We start from the raw sequence: 16,510 nt of genomic DNA on the forward strand, positions 1-16,510 counted from the left end.
CGGTATGGATTCATTAATAAACGATATCAAACAGATGATTATCGACACGCTGAACCTTGAAGACCTTAGCCCCGATGACATAGACACCGACGCTGCGCTGTTTGGCGACGGGCTGGGACTGGACTCCATAGATGCACTGGAACTTGGTCTGGCCGTGAAAAATCGTTACGGCGTGGCGCTCTCTGCGGAGAGTGAAACCCTGCGCGCTCACTTCTTCTCTGTTGCGACGCTGGCAGCGTTCGTCAACCAACAGCGCGGCTGAAAGCGGAGACAACCTAATGATGAACAAACAAGAGATCTATCAGGAAGTGGCTTCGCTGCTCACCAGCCTGTTTGAAATTGCGCCAGAGGACATTCAGCCTGAGGCTCGTCTGTATGAAGACCTCGAACTCGACAGCATTGATGCCGTTGATATGGTGGTTCACCTGCAAAAACGCACCGGCCGCAAAATTAAGCCGGAAACCTTCCGTGCGGTGCGTACCGTGCAGGACGTGGTGGATGCCGTGGAACAACTGATGCGCGAAGACGCCTGATCCGTCGTGCCTGTTGCCACTCTTCGCCTGCTCAATCTGCTGACGCTGCTGGCCTGGCCGCTGCTGGTCTGGCTGGCACTGACCCAGCCACGCTGGCAGGGACTTTTCTGGCTGCTGGCGCTGCTGTTTGGCCTGCGCTGGCTGCAACTTCGGCGTCAGCAAAATGCCATGGGCGCGGTCATGGGCTGGCTGGCGCTGCTCGGCGCGCTGCTCTGTGTCAGCAGCCAGCTGTTACGCGCCCGGCACCTGCTGCTCTGGTATCCGGTGGCGGTCAATCTGGCGATGCTGCTGGTGTTTGGTGCCTCGCTCTGGAGCGCAATGCCGCTGGTGGAACGTCTCGCCCGGCTGCGTGAGCCGGACCTTCCTGCCGCCGCAGTGCCGTACACCCGCCGCGTCACCCAAATCTGGTGTCTGTTTTTTATCGGCAATGGCAGCATGGCGCTCTATACCTGTCTGAATGGCGATCTGCGGCTCTGGACGTTGTGGAACGGCGGCATCAGCTACCTGCTCATCGCCGCGCTGATGGGGGCCGAATGGGGAGTACGTCAGCGCATGAGGCGAAAAGGATGAGGGTGGCCGACTGGCTGACGGGAGACGACCGCGAGGTCGCCTGGCGCGGCAAACAACCGCTGATGCTCAGCGCGATGCATCGTCAGGTACGGGCGCTCAGCCAGCGCCTGATGGCACAGCCAGGCAGGCACTGGGCGCTCTGTTTTGATGACAGCTACCGTTTTTGTGTGGCGCTGCTGGCATGCTGGTACGCCGGTAAAACGCCGGTGATGCCGGGTCACAGCCGTGCCGCGCTGCTGGACGAGATGCAGCCGCGACTGGATGGCGTACTCTGCGATATACCGCTGGCGGTCACGCTGCCGCTGCTGGCATGGGATGACGCAGAAGCAGAAGGCCGGTTGCCGCCGCTGCCGGGAGCAGCAGAGCTGGTGCTCTTTACCTCGGGTTCCACCGGTACACCGCGTCAGGTGGTGAAGTCACTGGCGGTGATGGAGTTAGAGAGCCGCTGGCTAAGTGCGCTGTGGGGTGAACCGCTGCAGGGGTGCCGGATTATCGCCTCGGTCAGCCATCAGCATCTCTACGGTTTATCGTTTCGGGTTTTTCTGCCGATGATGCTCAGGCTGCCGTTTGCCGCCCAGCCGCTGTTTTACGGTGAACAGCTGGCCGGGCTTCCGCGCGACGGTCGTTATGCGTTTATCAGCAGCCCGGCCTTTTTATCGCGGCTGGACAATACGCCTGACGCCCCCGCCTGTGAACTGATTGTTTCGGCCGGTGGCGCACTGCGCGGGTCGGATGCGGACCAGGTCTGGCAGCGCTTTGGCTGTCAGGTCAGTGAAATTTACGGCAGCACCGAAACCGGCATTCTGGCCTGGCGCCAGCGCGATCGTGAGGCGACGCCGTGGCGCTGCTTCCCGGCAGTCAGGCTGGAGCAGGTGACACCCGGGCGCTGGCAGGTCTGGTCGCCGCTGATTGCCGATGACCGTGGCCTGCCACTCGACGATCGGCTGAATATGCAGCCGGACGGCGGATTTCAGCTGGCAGGACGTCACGACCGCATCGTGAAAATCGGCGATAAGCGCATCTCGTTAAGCGAGATCGAGCGCCGTCTGACTGATTTGCCGGAAATCGAGGATGCCGCAGCGCTGCTGGTGACGCGTCATGAGCGTCAGGCCATTGGCGTCGTGCTGTCGCTGAACAGCGCGCTGGATGACGCGGCGCTGCATCAGCGCAGGCAGCAGTGGAAGCGCCAGCTGCAGCGCTGGCTGGAACCGCTGGCGATACCGCGCTACTGGCGGGTTGTCGCCACCATTCCGGTCACCCCCCAAAGCAAACGCGCCTGGCCGCAAATAGAGGAACTTTTTCATGTTACCGATTGAACGCAGCCGGGTGCTGCAGGCTGACAGCGTCACGCTGACCCTGCAGATTGACGCCGGACTGTTCTGGTTCCGGGGCCATTTCCCGACCCTGCCGATTCTGCCCGGCGTGGCGCAGCTCGACTGGGTGATGCACTACGGGGTGTCACTGCTTGCACCCGGCAAACAGTTTGCCGCCATTGAAAACATTAAATTTCAGCAGCCGGTGACACCTGACTCGCTGTTACAGCTGCGTCTTGAGTGGGACGCGGCAAAATCGCGCCTGAGCTTTCGTTACAGCCTGCTGAGTGACGACGGTGAGCAGAGCGCGAGCAGCGGGAAGATCGCGCTGTGTTAAGCGCCGCGTTTTCACCCTGCGTGGTGATCCCCTGCTATAACCACGGTGCGATGATGGCGTCAGTGCTGGCGCGGCTGGCCCCCTTTAATCTGCCGGTGATCGTGGTCGATGACGGCAGCGATGCAGCCACCCGGCTTCAGCTGGCAACGCTCAACGCCCCGCAGCTCAGCCTGCTGCGGCTCGACAGCAATCAGGGCAAAGGCGCGGCGGTGATCCACGGCCTGCGGGCCGCAGCGGCACGCGGCTTCACCCATGCGGTACAGCTCGACGCGGACGGCCAGCATCAGGTGGAAGATCTGCCGCTGATGCTGGCGGAAGCGGCGCACTATCCCGAGGCGCTGATCTCCGGTCAGCCGCGCTATGACGATTCGATCCCCAAATCCCGCCTTTACGGTCGTTACATCACGCATTTCTGGGTCTGGATTGAAACGCTGTCGCTGTCCATCCGCGACAGCATGTGCGGTTTCCGGGTCTATCCGCTGGCCGCAACGTTAGCGCTGTGCGACCGACGGGCTATCGGGCAGCGCATGGATTTCGACACCGAGATCATGGTGCGGCTCTACTGGCAGGGCACCCGCAGTCGCTTTATCCCGACCCGCGTCACCTATCCCGCCAGCGGGCTGTCGCACTTTGATGCGCTCTATGACAACCTGCGTATCTCGTGGATGCACACCCGGCTCTTCTTCGGCATGCTGCCGCGCATTCCCCGTCTGCTGGCGATGCGCAAACCGCCAGCGCACTGGTCTGTGGAAACGGAGCGGCGCGGGCAGTGGGGATTACGCTTTATGCTGGCGGTCTATCGCTATGGCGGCCGGTTGCCTTTCACGCTGCTGCTCTGGCCGGTCGTGGCGGTTTACTGGCTGAGCGGTCAGCGCGCTCGCACTGCCTCCCGACAGTGGCTGGCGCAGGTGACAACCGCCGCGCAGCAGCGCCAGATTGCATTACCTCCGCGGCTGAACAGCTACCGCCATTTCCTGCGTTTCGCCGGGGCGATGCTGGATAAAGTCGCCAGCTGGCGCGGCGATCTGCGCTGGGGGCGGGATATCGATTTTGCGCCAGGGGCGGAAGCGGTGATCCGTGCGCCTGCGCCGCAGGGCAAACTGATTCTCGCTTCCCATCTTGGTGACATCGAAGCCTGTCGTGCGATGGCGCAGCAGGTCAGCGGGCTGGTGATTAATGCGCTGGTTTTTACCGACAATGCCCGGCGTTTTCGGGCCGTACTGGAAACCATCGCTCCGCAGGCGGGCGTGAATCTGATGCCGGTCAGCGATATCGGACCGGAGACGGCCATCCTGCTGCAACAGAAACTGGATGCAGGGGAATGGGTGGCGATTGTCGGCGATCGCACGGCGGTGAATCCGCAGCGCGGCGGCGAACGGCGGGTGATCTGGAGCGACTTTCTGGGCCGTGCCGCCCCCTTTCCGCAGGGACCGTTTGTGCTGGCGGCCGCGTTGCGCTGTCCGGTGCTGCTGATGTTTGCGCTGCAGCAACAGGGTAAACTGCGCATTCACTGTGAGCCGTTTGCCGATCCGCTGCTGTTGCCACGGGCGCAGCGTCAGCAGGCGCTGCAACAGGCGGTCGATCGTTACGCGGCGCGGCTGGCTCATTACGCGCTGCTGGCTCCGCTCGACTGGTTCAACTTTTTCGATTTCTGGACGCTGCCTGATCAACAGGCGCACCACAAGGAGTCTGACCATGACTGAACATCATGCTGAAGTCGTGCTGACCGTCTCATTCCACGACTGCGATCCCATGGGCGTGGTCTGGCACGGGAACTATTTCCGCTTTTTCGAAGTCGCGCGTGAAGCCCTGCTGCGCAACATTAACTACAGCTATGCCGAGATGGCCGCCAGCGGCTATGTCTGGCCGGTGGTGGACACGCGGGTCAAATATCGCCAGCCCCTGCGCTGCGAAGAGACGATTCGCGTCAGCGCACGGATTACGGAATATGAGAACCGCCTGCGCATCGACTATGAAGTGCGAAACGCAGCCGGTCAGATCACCACCAAAGCGCATACCCTGCAGGTGGCGGTTGAGCAGGAGAGTCAGGCGTTATGCTTTGTTTCGCCGGACATTTTACTGGAACGTTTAGGAGTGAAAGGATGCTGAAAATAGTGCTTACCAGCCTGCTGCTGTGGGCCAGTGCTGCCAGCGCGGTGACGCTGGATCAGCTGCAACAGCGTTTTGCCAGCCAGCCAGTCATCCGGGCAGACTTTACCCAGACGCGCACTATTGCGGGTATGCGTCAGCCGCTGGTGTCGCACGGGCAGATGCTGATCGCCCGCGAGCAGGGGTTGTGGTGGCATCAGCAGACGCCGTTTGTGATGACGCTGCTGCTGGATGACAAACGCATGGTGCAGAGCCTCAGCGGCCAGAAGCCACAGGTGATCACCGCCGACAGCAATCCGCAGATGTTCCAGTTCAACCATCTGCTGCGGGCGCTGTTTCAGGCCGATCAGAAGGTGCTGAACGAGAACTTTACGGTGGCCTTCAGCGATCGCGGCAACGGCGCCTGGACGCTGGATCTCACGCCGAAAGCTGCGCCGCTGAACAAAATTTTCAACCGTATTTCGCTGGCGGGCAATGCGTTTCTGGACAGCATTAAGCTTGATGATAAGCAGGGCGATAAAACGCTGATTCAGCTCAGCAACACCCGCATTGCGCCGCCGCAGTTAAGCGACGAGGAGCAGGCGCGTTTTGCCGGGCCGTAACGATCGGCTGCTGGCGTGGGTGTGGTTCGCGCTCTGTCTGCTGCTGGCGGTGGCGCTCGCCGTTCTGCTGCCGCGCAGCCAGCTCAACAGCAGCGTGCTGGCGCTGCTGCCGCAGCACAATCTGGGCGCGGCACCGCCTGCACTGCAGCAGGGCTTTATGCAGCGACTGGATCGCCAGATGGTGTGGCTGGTTTCACCCGGTCAGCAGGACGATCCGCAGGTCGCTGCCTGGTGGCTGGCTCAGCTGCGTGCGCTGCCTGAGCTGAAACAGGTGCAGGGCGATCTTGATGCGCAACAGCAGCAAAAGTGGGGCCGTTTTGCCTGGCAACACCGTAACGGGCTGATTGATGAGGCGACACGCAGCCGGTTGCAGAACGGCGGCGGGGCGCAGGCAGACTGGCTGCTGTCTCAGCTCTTTTCGGCCTTCTCGGGTGTCAGCAGCAAAGAGCTACAGGGCGATCCCCTGATGCTGGTGCGCGGTTCGCAGCTGGCGCTGGCCCGCAACGCCGGGCGCATGACGCTGCACGACGGCTGGCTCACCGTTAAGGATGAGCAGGGGCAGCAGTGGTATTTTCTGCATGGCGAACTGGCGAACAACGCCTTCAGCATGGCGCAAAGTCATGCGCTGGTGAAGCGGCTCAGTGCGCTGGAGCAGCAGCTTAAAAGCCGCTGGCCGCAGGCGAAACTGCTGACGCGGGGCACGGTACTGTTCAGCGACAACGCCAGCCAGCGCGCTCAGCATGACGTCAAAACGCTGGGCAGTGTGACGCTGGGTGGCGTTGTCCTGCTGGTGCTGCTGGTGTTCCGCTCACTGCGTCCGCTGTTGCTGACGGTCACGTCTGTGGCAACCGGCGCGATGGCGGGCACGGTGATGACGCTGCTTTGCTTCGGTGAACTGCATCTGATGACGCTGGTCATGAGTCTGAGTATTGTCGGCATCTCGGCAGACTACACCCTCTATTATCTCACCGAACGCATGGTTCACGGCGATCAGCAGACGGCCTGGCAAAGTCTGCGAAAAGTCCGCGGCACGCTGCTGCTGGCACTGGCGACCACCGCTATCGCCTGGCTACTGATGCTGCTGGCCCCCTTTCCGGGGCTGCGTCAGCTGGCGGTGTTTGCCGCCAGCGGCTTAACGGCTTCCTGCCTGACGGTCATTCTGATCTATCCGTGGCTGGTGCGCGGATTACCGGTGCGCCCGGTGCCGCTGATGGTGCCACTGGCACGCTGGATCGCCGCCTGGCGTCGCCAGCGCGGGCTGCGCATCGGATTACCCGTAGCGATGGCCCTGTTCGCACTGGCCGGTATCGCTCAGCTCAGGGTGGATGATGATATCGCGCATCTGCAAAGTGCGCCTGCGCAGCTGCTGGAGCAGGATCGCCAGCTGGCCACCCTGACCGGCCAGCGCGCCGATCAGACCTGGTTTGTGGTCTGGGGCGATGACGCACAGCAGACGCTGCAGCGGCTGGAAAAACTGACACCGGATCTGCATGAGGCACAGCAGCAGGGCTGGCTGCAACGCTATCGTCTGCTGCCGTTGCAGTCGCTGGCGCAGCAGCAGCAGGATCTGCAGCTGCTGAAACAGGCCACCCCGACGATTGCGGCCCGCCTGCAGCAGGCGGGCATTGCGCTTGCCGCGCCGGACCTGACTCCGATGCCGGTAACGCCGGAGGCCTGGCTGACAAGTCCGCTGAGTGAAGGGTGGCGGCTACTGTGGCTGACGCTGCCGGACGGGCGCAGTGGCGTATTGATCCCCACCAGCGGCGTAAAAAACAGTGCGGCACTTGCCGCGCTGGCTGAACGGCATCCGGGCGTCAGCTGGATCGATCGCAAAGCGAGCTACGATTCGCTGTTCAGCTTCTGGCGGAGCTTACTGAGCGGCTTACTGGCGCTGGCGCTGCTGCTGATTACCCTGAGTTTTGTGATACGGCTGGGGTTAACGGCGGGCCTGCGCAGCGCACTGCCGTCGGTGCTGTCGCTGGCGATGGCGCTGGCCACGCTGGGCTGGATCGGCGCGTCGCTGAACCTGTTTGCGCTGCTGGCGCTGATTCTGGTGCTGGGTATTGGCATCAACTACACGCTGTTTTTCAGTAACCCGCAGGGGACGCCGCTGACCTCAATGCTGGCGGTATCGCTGGCGATGATCACCACGTTACTGACGCTGGGTATGCTGGTATTCAGCAGCACCAGCGCAATCGCCAGTTTTGGCACTGTATTGTGCAGCGGCATTTTCAGCGCCTTCCTGCTGTCGCCGCTGGCGATGCGACCCACCCGATCAAGGAGTAAACGATGATCCGCGCCGCACTTATTCTGCTGACGGCTCTGCTGCTCAGCGCCTGTGCCGGACCGGCACCCGATAGCAGCCGTCCCACTGCCTGGCTGAAACCGGGTGTGAAAGTTACGCTGCCAGCGCCCGGCATCCGCCCCGCCTTTCAGCAGCAGCAGTTGCTGACCGGTCAGGTTAAAGGCCAGAGTCAGTCCCTGCTGGTGCTGCTTAGCGCCGATGAACAGCAAATCGATCTGGCCGGACTCTCCTCGGTGGGTATACGGCTGTTCAGCCTGCGCTACGACGCCAGCGGCATTCACACGCAGCAACTGATGCCGCTGCCGCAGATGCCGCCCGCCAGTCAGGTGCTGGCGGATATCATGCTCAGCTACTGGCCGCTGGCGGTGTGGCAAAAACAGCTGCCGCCAGGCTGGACGCTGCAGGATCGGGGATTAAAGCGACGTCTGATGGATGCCGATAACCAGCTGGTAACCGAAATTGATTATCTGCAACGCGGAAATCAGCGCCAGCCGATCAGCATTCAGCAGCATGCCTTTGGCTATCAGATCCGCATTCAACATCTGGACGCCTCATGATTTACATCTCTGCCATCGGCATGCTGAATGCCCTGGGTAACGACAATCAGCAGATTGTGGCGAGCCTGAAAAAGGGTGAGGCACCCGGCATGCAGCCGCGTCATGGCTGGCTGAGCGGCGATCGCACCTGCTGGCTTGGCCGGGTGGACGGCGAGCTGCCGCCGATTCCAGACGCACTGAGTGCGCACAACACCCGCAATAACCAGCTGCTGCTGGCGGCGCTGGCACAGATTCGCCCGGCGCTTGACGCGGCGATTACGCGCTATGGTGCCAGCAGAATCGCCATTGTGCTGGGGACCAGCACCTCGGGGGTGGACGAGGGCGATCAGCAGATTTGCGGCAGCCAGCCCGAATATCACTACCAGATGCAGGAGCTGGGCGATCCTTCCCGTTTTCTGGCTCACTATCTGCAGCTGGATGGCCCGGCCTATACCATCTCCACCGCCTGCTCCTCCAGCGCCCGCGCCATTATCAGCGGTGAACGGCTCATCGCGGCGGGACTGGCAGATGTGGCGCTGGTGGGCGGTGCGGACTCGCTGAGCCGGATGCCGATTAACGGCTTCGACAGTCTGGAGTCGCTCTCGGAACGCCGCTGTGCGCCATTCAGCCGCGATCGTGACGGCATCTCGATCGGCGAAGGGGCCGCGCTGATGCTGCTGACGCGCGAACCGCAGCCGCTGGCGCTGCTGGGCGTTGGCGAGTCCTCTGATGCCTGGCACATGTCCGCGCCTCACCCGCAGGGTGAGGGGGCTGAACGGGCGATGCGCATGGCGCTGCAGCAGGCGAACCTGTTGCCGCAGCAGATGGGTTATATCAATCTGCATGGCACAGCGACGCCGCTGAACGATCAGATGGAAGCCGCCGTGATAGCGCGTCTGTGCGGCAATGCGGTGCCGTGCAGCTCAACCAAACATCTGACCGGCCATACGCTCGGTGCAGCGGGGGTGTGTGAAGCCGCTCTCAGTGCGCTGATTCTGCAGGACAATCTGCCGCTGCCCGCGCAGGATTTCAGTGAGGCGGCGCAGGATGAGACGCTGCCAGATTGTGGCCTGCTGTTACAGCCGCAGCGGCTGCAACGGCCTGTCATCGCCTCTAATTCTTTCGCCTTTGGCGGTAATAACACCTGTCTGATTCTGGGACGGCCCGATCATGATTAATTCTCCCGCGGCGCTCTGGCTGCCGCACGCTACACCAATGCTGTTGCTCGATCAGCTGATCGCCGTTGATGACGAGCAGGTTCACTGTCAGGTATCGACCTGCGCCGGGGGCGTACTGACGCCATTCCTGACGCCACAGGGTGAACTGCCCGCCTGGTTTGGCGTTGAGATGATGGCGCAGACCGTAGGGGTCTGGTCGGGCTGGCATGCAAAGCAGGGCGGCGCAACTCTGATTCCGCCCGGTATGCTGCTGGGTGGGCGCGGCTGGCGGGCAGAGCAGCCCCTGTTTCCCGCCAATGCCACGCTGGATATCCGAATGACGCTGCTGGTGCGCGACGATCGCATGGGCAGCTTTGAGGGCGACATTCGTTACGGCACGCAGCGGCTTGCCAGCGGTCGCCTGAACACGTATCAACCCAATGGAGCAGAGTTACAGCAATTAATGTCACAAGGAAATCAGCCATGACAGATTCGGTATTGGTCACGGGCGCCAGTAAAGGCATAGGCCGCGCAATTGCGCTGCGTCTCGCCCAGGATGGCTATCAGGTTATTGTTCATTTCAATCGCGATCGCGCTGGCGCTGAGCAGTGCCTGCAGCAGATCGAAACCGCAGGGGGAAGCGGCCGTGTTCTGGGATTTGATGTCGCCGATCGCGCCGCAACCCGTGCGGCACTGGAGGCGGACATTGAGCAGCACGGCGCCTACTATGGCGTGGTCAGCAATGCCGGAATCACCCGTGATGCAGCGTTTCCAGCGCTGACGGATCAGGAGTGGGACAGCGTGATCCACACCAATCTCGACAGTTTTTACAACGTGATCCAGCCCTGTGTCATGCCCATGATCGGCCTGCGACGCGGCGGCCGCATCATTACCCTCTCCTCGGTCTCGGGAATAATGGGCAATCGCGGGCAGGTCAACTACAGCGCGGCAAAAGCGGGCATTATCGGTGCCACCAAAGCGCTGGCGATTGAACTGGCTAAGCGCAAAATCACCGTCAACTGCATTGCGCCAGGCCTGATTGATACCGGCATGGAAGGGCTGGAACCCCAGGTGGTCGAGGAAGCGATGAAGATCGTGCCAATGAAGCGCATGGGCGCGGCAGAAGAGGTCGCTGGCCTGGCGAGCTATCTGATGTCCGATATTGCTGGCTACGTGACGCGTCAGGTGATTTCGATTAATGGAGGCATGCTGTGATCCAGCGGGTAGTCGTAACCGGTATGGGGGGCGTGACCGCCTTTGGCGAATCCTGGGCTGAGATCTCGGCACGAATGCGTGCTGGCCGCAATGCGGTGCGCTTTATGCCGGAGTGGCAGGTTTATGACGGGCTGCACACGCTGCTGGGCGCACCCGTGGATGATTTTGTGCTGCCTGCGCACTACACCCGCAAGCGCATCCGCGCCATGGGCCGCGTGTCGCTGCTGGCAACGCGTGCGACCGAGCTGGCACTGATTCAGGCGGGCCTGATTGACCATCCGGTGCTGACCAGCGGAGAAACGGGTATCGCCTACGGTTCGTCGACCGGCAGCACCGGGCCGGTCAGCGAGTTCGCCACCATGCTGACCGAAAAGCACACCAATAATATTACCGGCACCACCTATGTGCAGATGATGCCGCACACCGCCGCTGTCAATGCCGGGCTGTTTTTTGGTCTGCGCGGGCGGGTGATCCCGACCTCCAGCGCCTGCACCTCTGGCAGTCAGGCGATTGGCTATGCCTGGGAAGCGATTCGTCATGGCTATCAGACGGTGATGGTGGCCGGGGGAGCCGAGGAACTCTGTCCGTCGGAAGCGGCAGTGTTCGATACCCTGTTTGCCACCAGCCAGCGTAACGACGCGCCGCACACCACGCCTGCCCCTTTTGATCAGCAGCGCGATGGGCTGGTGATTGGTGAAGGCGCAGGAACACTGATCCTTGAGTCGCTGGATCACGCCCTGGCGCGTGGCGCAACGATTTACGCGGAGCTCACCGGCTTCCACACCAACTGCGATGCGGCCCACATTACCCAGCCGCAGCAGGAAACGATGCAGATTTGTATCGAGCGGGCGTTGCAAAGTGCCGGTATTACGGCGTCAGAGGTCGGGTATGTGAATGCGCACGGCACGGCCACTGAGCGGGGGGACAGGGCCGAAAGCCTGGCGACGGCGGCGGTATTTGGCAACACGACGCCAGTCTCCTCGCTGAAGTCCTGGTTTGGTCATACGCTGGGGGCCTGCGGGGCGCTTGAAGCCTGGATGAGTATTGAGATGATGCGGGAAGGGTGGTTTGCACCCACGCTTAACCTGACGGAACCCGCCGCAGACGGGGGGCAGCTGGATCACATTATGGGTGAGCCGCGAGAGCTGGAGACTGACTATATCCAGAGCAATAACTTTGCGTTCGGCGGCATTAACACCTCACTGATCTTCAAACGCTGGCGCGGCGTCTGATCTCAGGCCCGTGCCGCGCGGGCACGGGTCAGTTTATTTTTCGGACGAAAGAACCGGACGATAACCCGCCTTTCCTCTACACTGTCACCTGCCGCATCCCGTCCGGCGACCCATGTTCTTCACAGGATAGTTATGTCTTTGCCCTTGCCGCCCGACGATCACGATCAGCCGATTCGCCAGTCACTTGATGATGCGCACTTTGCGATAGTAGTGCTTGCGGTGACCTCGGTAACGCTTATAATCTTTGTGCTTATGATTACGCTCTGGATGAGCTGACGCACACAGGGGATTCAACGGATTGAGTAAGGAGAAGGCGATGGACTCCGGAGATGATAAATTAATCGCAATCATTGGCTTACTGGCTGCCTGCCTGATCGGGGTGACGTTCCTGTTTACCATGGTCTGGCTCACCGACGTACGCCATCCAGCTGAACCCACACCCGACGTTCAGTCCTGTCACCCTAAAAAACCACCTTCTCAGCACGTCTGATTACGCGTCGCAAACTTGATCTGCTGACTGCGCAACACCAGCGCTAACGCTTCATGCAGGTTTCGGTTGCCATTAGGGTCGGCTAATCCCAGCAGCGGACCCGGCGAACGCCGGTCGTCGGCCCAGGCGGGATATTCCACCACCGGATAGAGCGAAATGCCCTCTACCGCAATGCCCTGATCCAGCGCCACCGCCACATTTTCACTGATCTCCTGCAGCCAGGGCGCACGTGCGTCACCCTCAGCTCCGGTTTCGGCAATCAGCATCGGGCGCTGGAAGCGCTGCCAGCACTGCGCCAGCAGAATATGCAGCGGCTCGCGCACCGGATCCTCCGGTGACATCGGCTGATCGGGGAAAAACCAGTGGTTGTCGGGGTAGTAATTCAGACCAAGGATATCCAGGCAATCTTCACTGCCGCCCAGCTCCTTATCCACGCGGCCCGCCAGCATATCCCAGGCTTCGAACTGCGCCTGATGCTGTGCATCAGCATAAGGCTTGCTGTCCGGGTTATCGGGATGATACGCGATCTGCACCAGCGGGTCGGTCAGCACAAAACGAGCTTCGGGATAGACTTCGCGAATGGCATGAATCGCCGCCAGCGAGGCGCGAACCAGCTGACGCTTCAGCTCTTTACCGCGATGTGCGGCATGGGGATTAAACCAGGCGACATCTGCCCCCGCCCATGACCAGAATGAGATTTGGTTCACCGGCGTAAAAAAGGGGCGCTCAATGCCCTGGTCGCGCATCAGTTGCGCCATTGCCCGGGCGAACCGGCTAAAATGATCAACAAATTCAGCTTTCCAGATATTCAGATGATCGGGATAACCAAAGTGCGCCAGCTCCCAGATGATCTCCATCTGCTGACGTCGTGCGGCCTCGACCATCGGCAGAAAGCTCTGCCAGTCATACTGGCCAGGCATCTTTTCAATCAGATGCCAGCGCGCACCGTCGCGGGCGGTGAGCAGGTGCTGCTCAGCCAGCGCGGCGTAATCTTTTTCCAGCAGCATATCGTGACCGCTGCTGATCACCATATCAAGCCGTTTTCCAGGCGTACGGCAGGCGGTAGAGCAGGGGAAACTGCCCTGGAAAAAGCTGCGAAACAGGCCGGGATGGTAGCGCTGGCGGGCATCTGTAAGGGATTGATGGGACATATTCCTCTCCTGCCGGACAAATGCCGGTCACAGATCGTCCGGTTAAGTCTAGACTAAAAAACGCCCGTGACGGCGCGCTCAATCGGAACAGGAGTATGGCGTCAGACGTCGGGCCGGGGAATAATAAAAATAACTGCATTTAACAGGGAATTGTCATGACCGAAGCGTTTGAGCTCTCGCAGCCATCCGAACAGACCAGCTGGCTGGAAACCCGGCTGACGCCGCAGTGTCAGCGCCATCCGGGGCTGAGCGGTGTTCATCAGCTGAGCGATGGGCTGGATGCTTTTGCTGCCCGCTATCTGCTGATGCAAAAAGCGGAACGTTCACTCGATATTCAGTATTACATCTGGCAAAACGACCTTTCCGGCCGGTTGCTGTTCAGTGCCGTACTGGAGGCTGCCCGGCGCGGCGTGAAGGTACGGCTGCTGCTGGATGACAACAATACACCCGGCCTGGACGACACGCTGGCCCAGCTCAACCGCCATCCCGGTATTGAGGTCCGGCTGTTTAACCCGTTCTCTTTTCGCACCCTGCGTGCGCTGGGCTATCTCACCGATTTTGCGCGTCTGAATCGCCGCATGCACAACAAAAGTTTTACGGTGGATGGCGTAACGACCGTGGTCGGTGGACGCAATATCGGCGACGAATATTTCGGCACCGGCAATGAACCGCTGTTTGCCGATCTCGACGTAATGGCGATTGGCCCGGTCGTGAAAGAGGTGGCCGAGGATTTTGAGCGCTACTGGCACAGTAAACCGGTATCAACGCTGCAGACGGTGCTGGATGAAGAGGCACCGGAAGAAGACAGCGTGAGTCTGCCAGCAGAATGGCGTCACAGTGAACCGGTGAAGCGCTATCTGCAACGGCTGGAACATTCATCGCTGTTGCAGGAGCTGGAAGAGGGCACGCTGGACCTGACCTGGGCAAAAGCGCGTCTGCTGAGTGATGATCCCCGCAAAGGACTGGGCAAAGCGCGTGCCAGGAGCCTGCTGCCGCAGCGGATGCTGGAGGTGATTGGCACGCCACAGCAGCAGTTCGACATCATTTCGGCCTACTTTGTCCCGACCCGCGCAGGCGTCGCCCAGCTGCTGGCGCTGAAGCGCAAAGGGGTAAAAATTGCCATTCTGACTAACTCGCTGGCGGCCAACGATGTGTCGATTGTCCATGCAGGCTATGCCAAATGGCGCAAAAAGTTGCTGCGCCACGGCATCGCGCTCTATGAGCTCAAACCGCAGGCAGGTGTGCCTGAAGCACCGCATGACCGGGGATTGACCGGTAATTCTGGCTCCAGCCTGCATGCCAAAACGTTTTCGGTTGACCAAAAGACGCTGTTTATCGGCTCGTTTAACTTCGATCCCCGTTCGGCGGTGCTGAATACCGAAATGGGGCTGGTCATTGAAAGTGCGGCGCTGGCCGGAGAAACGCATCAGCGCTTCAGCCAGTCGATGCGCGATCGGGCATGGACCCTGCGGCTGGATAAGTGGGGACGGGTCAACTGGCTGGAGTATCCGGATGAGCCGCAGCAGAAAGTGCACAAGCATGAACCCGGCTGCTCCTGGTGGCAGCGGCTGCAGGTGCGGTTAGTGTGGCGGCTGCCGATTGAGTGGCTGCTGTAAGTCTGGCGTGTTCACCGCAGCGGGCTCTCTGAGCCTGCTCGCTGGACGCAAAGCGATGAGAATGTGGTCCCATCGCCTTGAGTTGTCAGCGGTTTTCAGGCAACACCGTTAGTACGCTTATCCGGCCTGCTTGCGCTCAAACTTCCCGGAGAACAGGAACCGCAGCAGCGGAATGCGCAGGTGAATCTCATACAGCAGAAACGCAATGCCAAACACCATCAGCAGGCCAACAAAGAAGCCCAGCGTGTTGTTTTCAATGCGCGGCGTAACGTAAATGCCATACAGCAGCGTCAGCGGATGATGCACCAGATAGATAAACAGTGATGCATTGACCAGATACATGATGCGGGGCGAATGCGCGTTCAGCAGTTTGTGACCAAAGCAGAAGCAGACATTCAGCATGCAAAGTCCCATCAGCGTCGAGATAATGGCATCCAGCTCATATAACCAGCCCTCGCCACTGCTCAGACGCTGATTGGTACAGTAGGCAGCAAACAGCAGCAGTGCCCCTGTCCACATCACCGGGTTAAAACGCACAAACAGCTGCTTCAGCGGCGGATGTTTCCACGCCAGCGCCCCCAGCATAAAGAACGGCAGATAGAAAAGTGTCTGCATCACGATGATATTGAACAGACCATCCATCAGCCAGGCGGGCTGGAACATAAACACCAGACGGCGGAATACACACCAGACCAGCGCCCACGCCAGCACGCCAGCGGTAAGGGCACCCCAGCCCACCCGCGTGTAATCAATGGTGCGATGCTGATCGCGCAACCAGCGGAAGGTCACCATGCCCAGCGTCGTCAGCACCACCAGCACCACCAGGAACCACAGGTGTGAAATCAGCTCCCACATCAGGTTATTAAACTTCTGATAGGGGGTGAAACGGGGCCAGTCAGCCAGTTTATCGGTCCACGCTTTCAGCATGAAAAACTGCGGCAGCGTGATCAGCGGGACGGCGGTGAGAAGGGGGATCCCCACACGTTCCAGACGCACCTTCAGGAAGTGTCGCGGCTGGTAGCGCAGATAAAGCATGTAGGAAAAGTAGCCCGAGATGACAAAAAAGACCTGCATACGAAACGCATGAATAAAATCATTCAGCAACGTCAGCCATAACGAGGCCTCGTGGCTGTTTACTGCCCATTTCTGCGCTGAGTAAATGAGGGAAACGTGAAACGGGACCCCCAGTAACATCAGATAGGCGCGGATGGAGTCGAGGAAGTATTCACGTTCAGGTTTTACAGTACTCATAAAGTTCCAGTTCGTTTGTACGTTTGGCCAGTTTCACCCTGAAACCGGATTATGCTCAGACAAAATTCTACCTGGGATAAACCGGGTATACTA

General features: G+C 60.4%; 19 protein-coding genes. 17 read left to right on the forward strand and 2 right to left on the reverse strand.

Translation table 11 applies throughout. The features are described 5' to 3' along the window. The first annotated feature begins 4 nt into the window (after window positions 1-4). The 16 genes from N5J69_RS15315 to N5J69_RS15390 all read left to right on the forward strand — a co-directional run bounded on the left by N5J69_RS15315 (window position 5) and on the right by N5J69_RS15390 (window position 12,399). Window positions 5-262 carry a phosphopantetheine-binding protein gene (locus N5J69_RS15315; protein WP_279771439.1) on the forward strand — a complete coding sequence of 86 codons (258 nt, stop codon included), beginning with the start codon at window positions 5-7 and terminating at the stop codon, window positions 260-262. Between the two features lie 16 nt (window positions 263-278). Next, window positions 279-533 carry an acyl carrier protein gene (locus N5J69_RS15320; protein WP_279771441.1) on the forward strand — a complete coding sequence of 85 codons (255 nt, stop codon included), beginning with the start codon at window positions 279-281 and terminating at the stop codon, window positions 531-533. A 6-nt stretch (window positions 534-539) separates the two neighbouring features. Beyond that, complete coding sequence (locus N5J69_RS15325; RefSeq protein WP_279771442.1) at window positions 540-1,103, forward strand: hypothetical protein; 564 nt, start codon at window positions 540-542, stop codon at window positions 1,101-1,103. Next, a complete protein-coding gene (locus tag N5J69_RS15330) occupies window positions 1,100-2,419 on the forward strand; it encodes an AMP-binding protein (RefSeq protein WP_279771443.1) in 1,320 nt (439 codons plus the stop codon). Before N5J69_RS15325 ends, N5J69_RS15330 begins: the two co-directional genes overlap by 4 nt. Then, window positions 2,406-2,753 carry a hydroxymyristoyl-ACP dehydratase gene (locus tag N5J69_RS15335; RefSeq protein ID WP_279771445.1) on the forward strand — a complete coding sequence of 116 codons (348 nt, stop codon included), beginning with the start codon at window positions 2,406-2,408 and terminating at the stop codon, window positions 2,751-2,753. The genes N5J69_RS15330 and N5J69_RS15335 overlap by 14 nt, the downstream gene beginning before the upstream one ends. Further along, window positions 2,747-4,456, forward strand: a complete 1,710-nt coding sequence (locus N5J69_RS15340; RefSeq protein ID WP_279771449.1) for a glycosyltransferase family 2 protein — start codon at window positions 2,747-2,749, stop codon at window positions 4,454-4,456. Before N5J69_RS15335 ends, N5J69_RS15340 begins: the two co-directional genes overlap by 7 nt. Further along, a complete protein-coding gene (locus tag N5J69_RS15345; RefSeq protein WP_279771451.1) occupies window positions 4,449-4,862 on the forward strand; it encodes a thioesterase family protein in 414 nt (137 codons plus the stop codon). The genes N5J69_RS15340 and N5J69_RS15345 overlap by 8 nt, the downstream gene beginning before the upstream one ends. After that, window positions 4,856-5,464, forward strand: a complete 609-nt coding sequence (locus N5J69_RS15350; RefSeq protein ID WP_279771452.1) for an outer membrane lipoprotein carrier protein LolA — start codon at window positions 4,856-4,858, stop codon at window positions 5,462-5,464. The genes N5J69_RS15345 and N5J69_RS15350 overlap by 7 nt, the downstream gene beginning before the upstream one ends. Beyond that, window positions 5,451-7,757, forward strand: coding sequence for an MMPL family transporter (locus N5J69_RS15355; protein ID WP_279771453.1), 2,307 nt, complete (start codon window positions 5,451-5,453; stop codon window positions 7,755-7,757). The genes N5J69_RS15350 and N5J69_RS15355 overlap by 14 nt, the downstream gene beginning before the upstream one ends. Further along, on the forward strand, window positions 7,754-8,326 hold the full coding sequence (locus N5J69_RS15360; protein WP_279771454.1) for a DUF3261 domain-containing protein: 573 nt from the start codon (window positions 7,754-7,756) through the stop codon (window positions 8,324-8,326). The genes N5J69_RS15355 and N5J69_RS15360 overlap by 4 nt, the downstream gene beginning before the upstream one ends. Next, a complete protein-coding gene (locus N5J69_RS15365) occupies window positions 8,323-9,483 on the forward strand; it encodes a beta-ketoacyl-[acyl-carrier-protein] synthase family protein (protein ID WP_279771455.1) in 1,161 nt (386 codons plus the stop codon). Before N5J69_RS15360 ends, N5J69_RS15365 begins: the two co-directional genes overlap by 4 nt. Next, on the forward strand, window positions 9,473-9,949 hold the full coding sequence (locus N5J69_RS15370; RefSeq protein ID WP_279771620.1) for a 3-hydroxy-fatty acyl-ACP dehydratase: 477 nt from the start codon (window positions 9,473-9,475) through the stop codon (window positions 9,947-9,949). Before N5J69_RS15365 ends, N5J69_RS15370 begins: the two co-directional genes overlap by 11 nt. Then, complete coding sequence (locus N5J69_RS15375; protein ID WP_279771457.1) at window positions 9,946-10,677, forward strand: 3-ketoacyl-ACP reductase FabG2; 732 nt, start codon at window positions 9,946-9,948, stop codon at window positions 10,675-10,677. The genes N5J69_RS15370 and N5J69_RS15375 overlap by 4 nt, the downstream gene beginning before the upstream one ends. Next, entirely contained in the window at window positions 10,674-11,909 is a 1,236-nt protein-coding gene (locus N5J69_RS15380; protein WP_279771459.1) for a beta-ketoacyl-ACP synthase, read from the forward strand. Before N5J69_RS15375 ends, N5J69_RS15380 begins: the two co-directional genes overlap by 4 nt. Window positions 11,910-12,041: 132 nt before the next feature. Continuing rightward, window positions 12,042-12,185, forward strand: a complete 144-nt coding sequence (locus N5J69_RS15385) for a hypothetical protein (RefSeq protein WP_279771461.1) — start codon at window positions 12,042-12,044, stop codon at window positions 12,183-12,185. A 40-nt stretch (window positions 12,186-12,225) separates the two neighbouring features. After that, window positions 12,226-12,399, forward strand: coding sequence for a hypothetical protein (locus N5J69_RS15390; protein WP_279771463.1), 174 nt, complete (start codon window positions 12,226-12,228; stop codon window positions 12,397-12,399). On the opposite strand, the gene N5J69_RS15395 is transcribed toward N5J69_RS15390, so the two are convergent. After that, the gene (locus N5J69_RS15395; RefSeq protein ID WP_279771464.1) at window positions 12,387-13,550 is read right to left on the reverse strand and encodes a beta-glucosidase; all 1,164 of its coding nucleotides are present in this window, start codon (window positions 13,548-13,550) and stop codon (window positions 12,387-12,389) included. The two genes, N5J69_RS15390 and N5J69_RS15395, sit on opposite strands and share 13 nt — an antisense overlap. A gap of 155 nt (window positions 13,551-13,705) precedes the next feature. On the opposite strand from N5J69_RS15395, the gene N5J69_RS15400 reads away from it, so the two are divergent. After that, window positions 13,706-15,166, forward strand: coding sequence for a phospholipase D family protein (locus tag N5J69_RS15400; protein WP_279771465.1), 1,461 nt, complete (start codon window positions 13,706-13,708; stop codon window positions 15,164-15,166). A 117-nt stretch (window positions 15,167-15,283) separates the two neighbouring features. On the opposite strand, the gene mdoC is transcribed toward N5J69_RS15400, so the two are convergent. Next, complete coding sequence (mdoC, locus tag N5J69_RS15405) at window positions 15,284-16,417, reverse strand: glucans biosynthesis protein MdoC (RefSeq protein WP_279771467.1); 1,134 nt, start codon at window positions 16,415-16,417, stop codon at window positions 15,284-15,286. Window positions 16,418-16,510: the final 93 nt, after the last annotated feature.

The organism is Pantoea sp. GD03673, assembly GCF_029844725.1.
Taxonomy (GTDB): domain Bacteria; phylum Pseudomonadota; class Gammaproteobacteria; order Enterobacterales; family Enterobacteriaceae; genus Pantoea.

Excerpts from the sequence above, each read along its gene's own strand:
- N5J69_RS15315 (WP_279771439.1), top strand. The coding sequence starts at position 5 with ATGGATTCATTAATAAACGATATCAAACAGATGATTATCGACACGCTG.
- N5J69_RS15390 (WP_279771463.1), top strand. The coding sequence starts at position 12,226 with ATGGACTCCGGAGATGATAAATTAATCGCAATCATTGGCTTACTGGCT.
- N5J69_RS15335 (WP_279771445.1), top strand. The coding sequence starts at position 2,406 with ATGTTACCGATTGAACGCAGCCGGGTGCTGCAGGCTGACAGCGTCACG.
- N5J69_RS15320 (WP_279771441.1), top strand. The coding sequence starts at position 279 with ATGATGAACAAACAAGAGATCTATCAGGAAGTGGCTTCGCTGCTCACC.
- N5J69_RS15375 (WP_279771457.1), top strand. The coding sequence starts at position 9,946 with ATGACAGATTCGGTATTGGTCACGGGCGCCAGTAAAGGCATAGGCCGC.
- N5J69_RS15360 (WP_279771454.1), top strand. The coding sequence starts at position 7,754 with ATGATCCGCGCCGCACTTATTCTGCTGACGGCTCTGCTGCTCAGCGCC.
- N5J69_RS15385 (WP_279771461.1), top strand. The coding sequence starts at position 12,042 with ATGTCTTTGCCCTTGCCGCCCGACGATCACGATCAGCCGATTCGCCAG.
- N5J69_RS15350 (WP_279771452.1), top strand. The coding sequence starts at position 4,856 with ATGCTGAAAATAGTGCTTACCAGCCTGCTGCTGTGGGCCAGTGCTGCC.
- N5J69_RS15365 (WP_279771455.1), top strand. The coding sequence starts at position 8,323 with ATGATTTACATCTCTGCCATCGGCATGCTGAATGCCCTGGGTAACGAC.
- N5J69_RS15330 (WP_279771443.1), top strand. The coding sequence starts at position 1,100 with ATGAGGGTGGCCGACTGGCTGACGGGAGACGACCGCGAGGTCGCCTGG.
- N5J69_RS15400 (WP_279771465.1), top strand. The coding sequence starts at position 13,706 with ATGACCGAAGCGTTTGAGCTCTCGCAGCCATCCGAACAGACCAGCTGG.
- N5J69_RS15395 (WP_279771464.1), bottom strand. The coding sequence starts at position 13,550 with ATGTCCCATCAATCCCTTACAGATGCCCGCCAGCGCTACCATCCCGGC.
- mdoC (WP_279771467.1), bottom strand. The coding sequence starts at position 16,417 with ATGAGTACTGTAAAACCTGAACGTGAATACTTCCTCGACTCCATCCGC.
- N5J69_RS15345 (WP_279771451.1), top strand. The coding sequence starts at position 4,449 with ATGACTGAACATCATGCTGAAGTCGTGCTGACCGTCTCATTCCACGAC.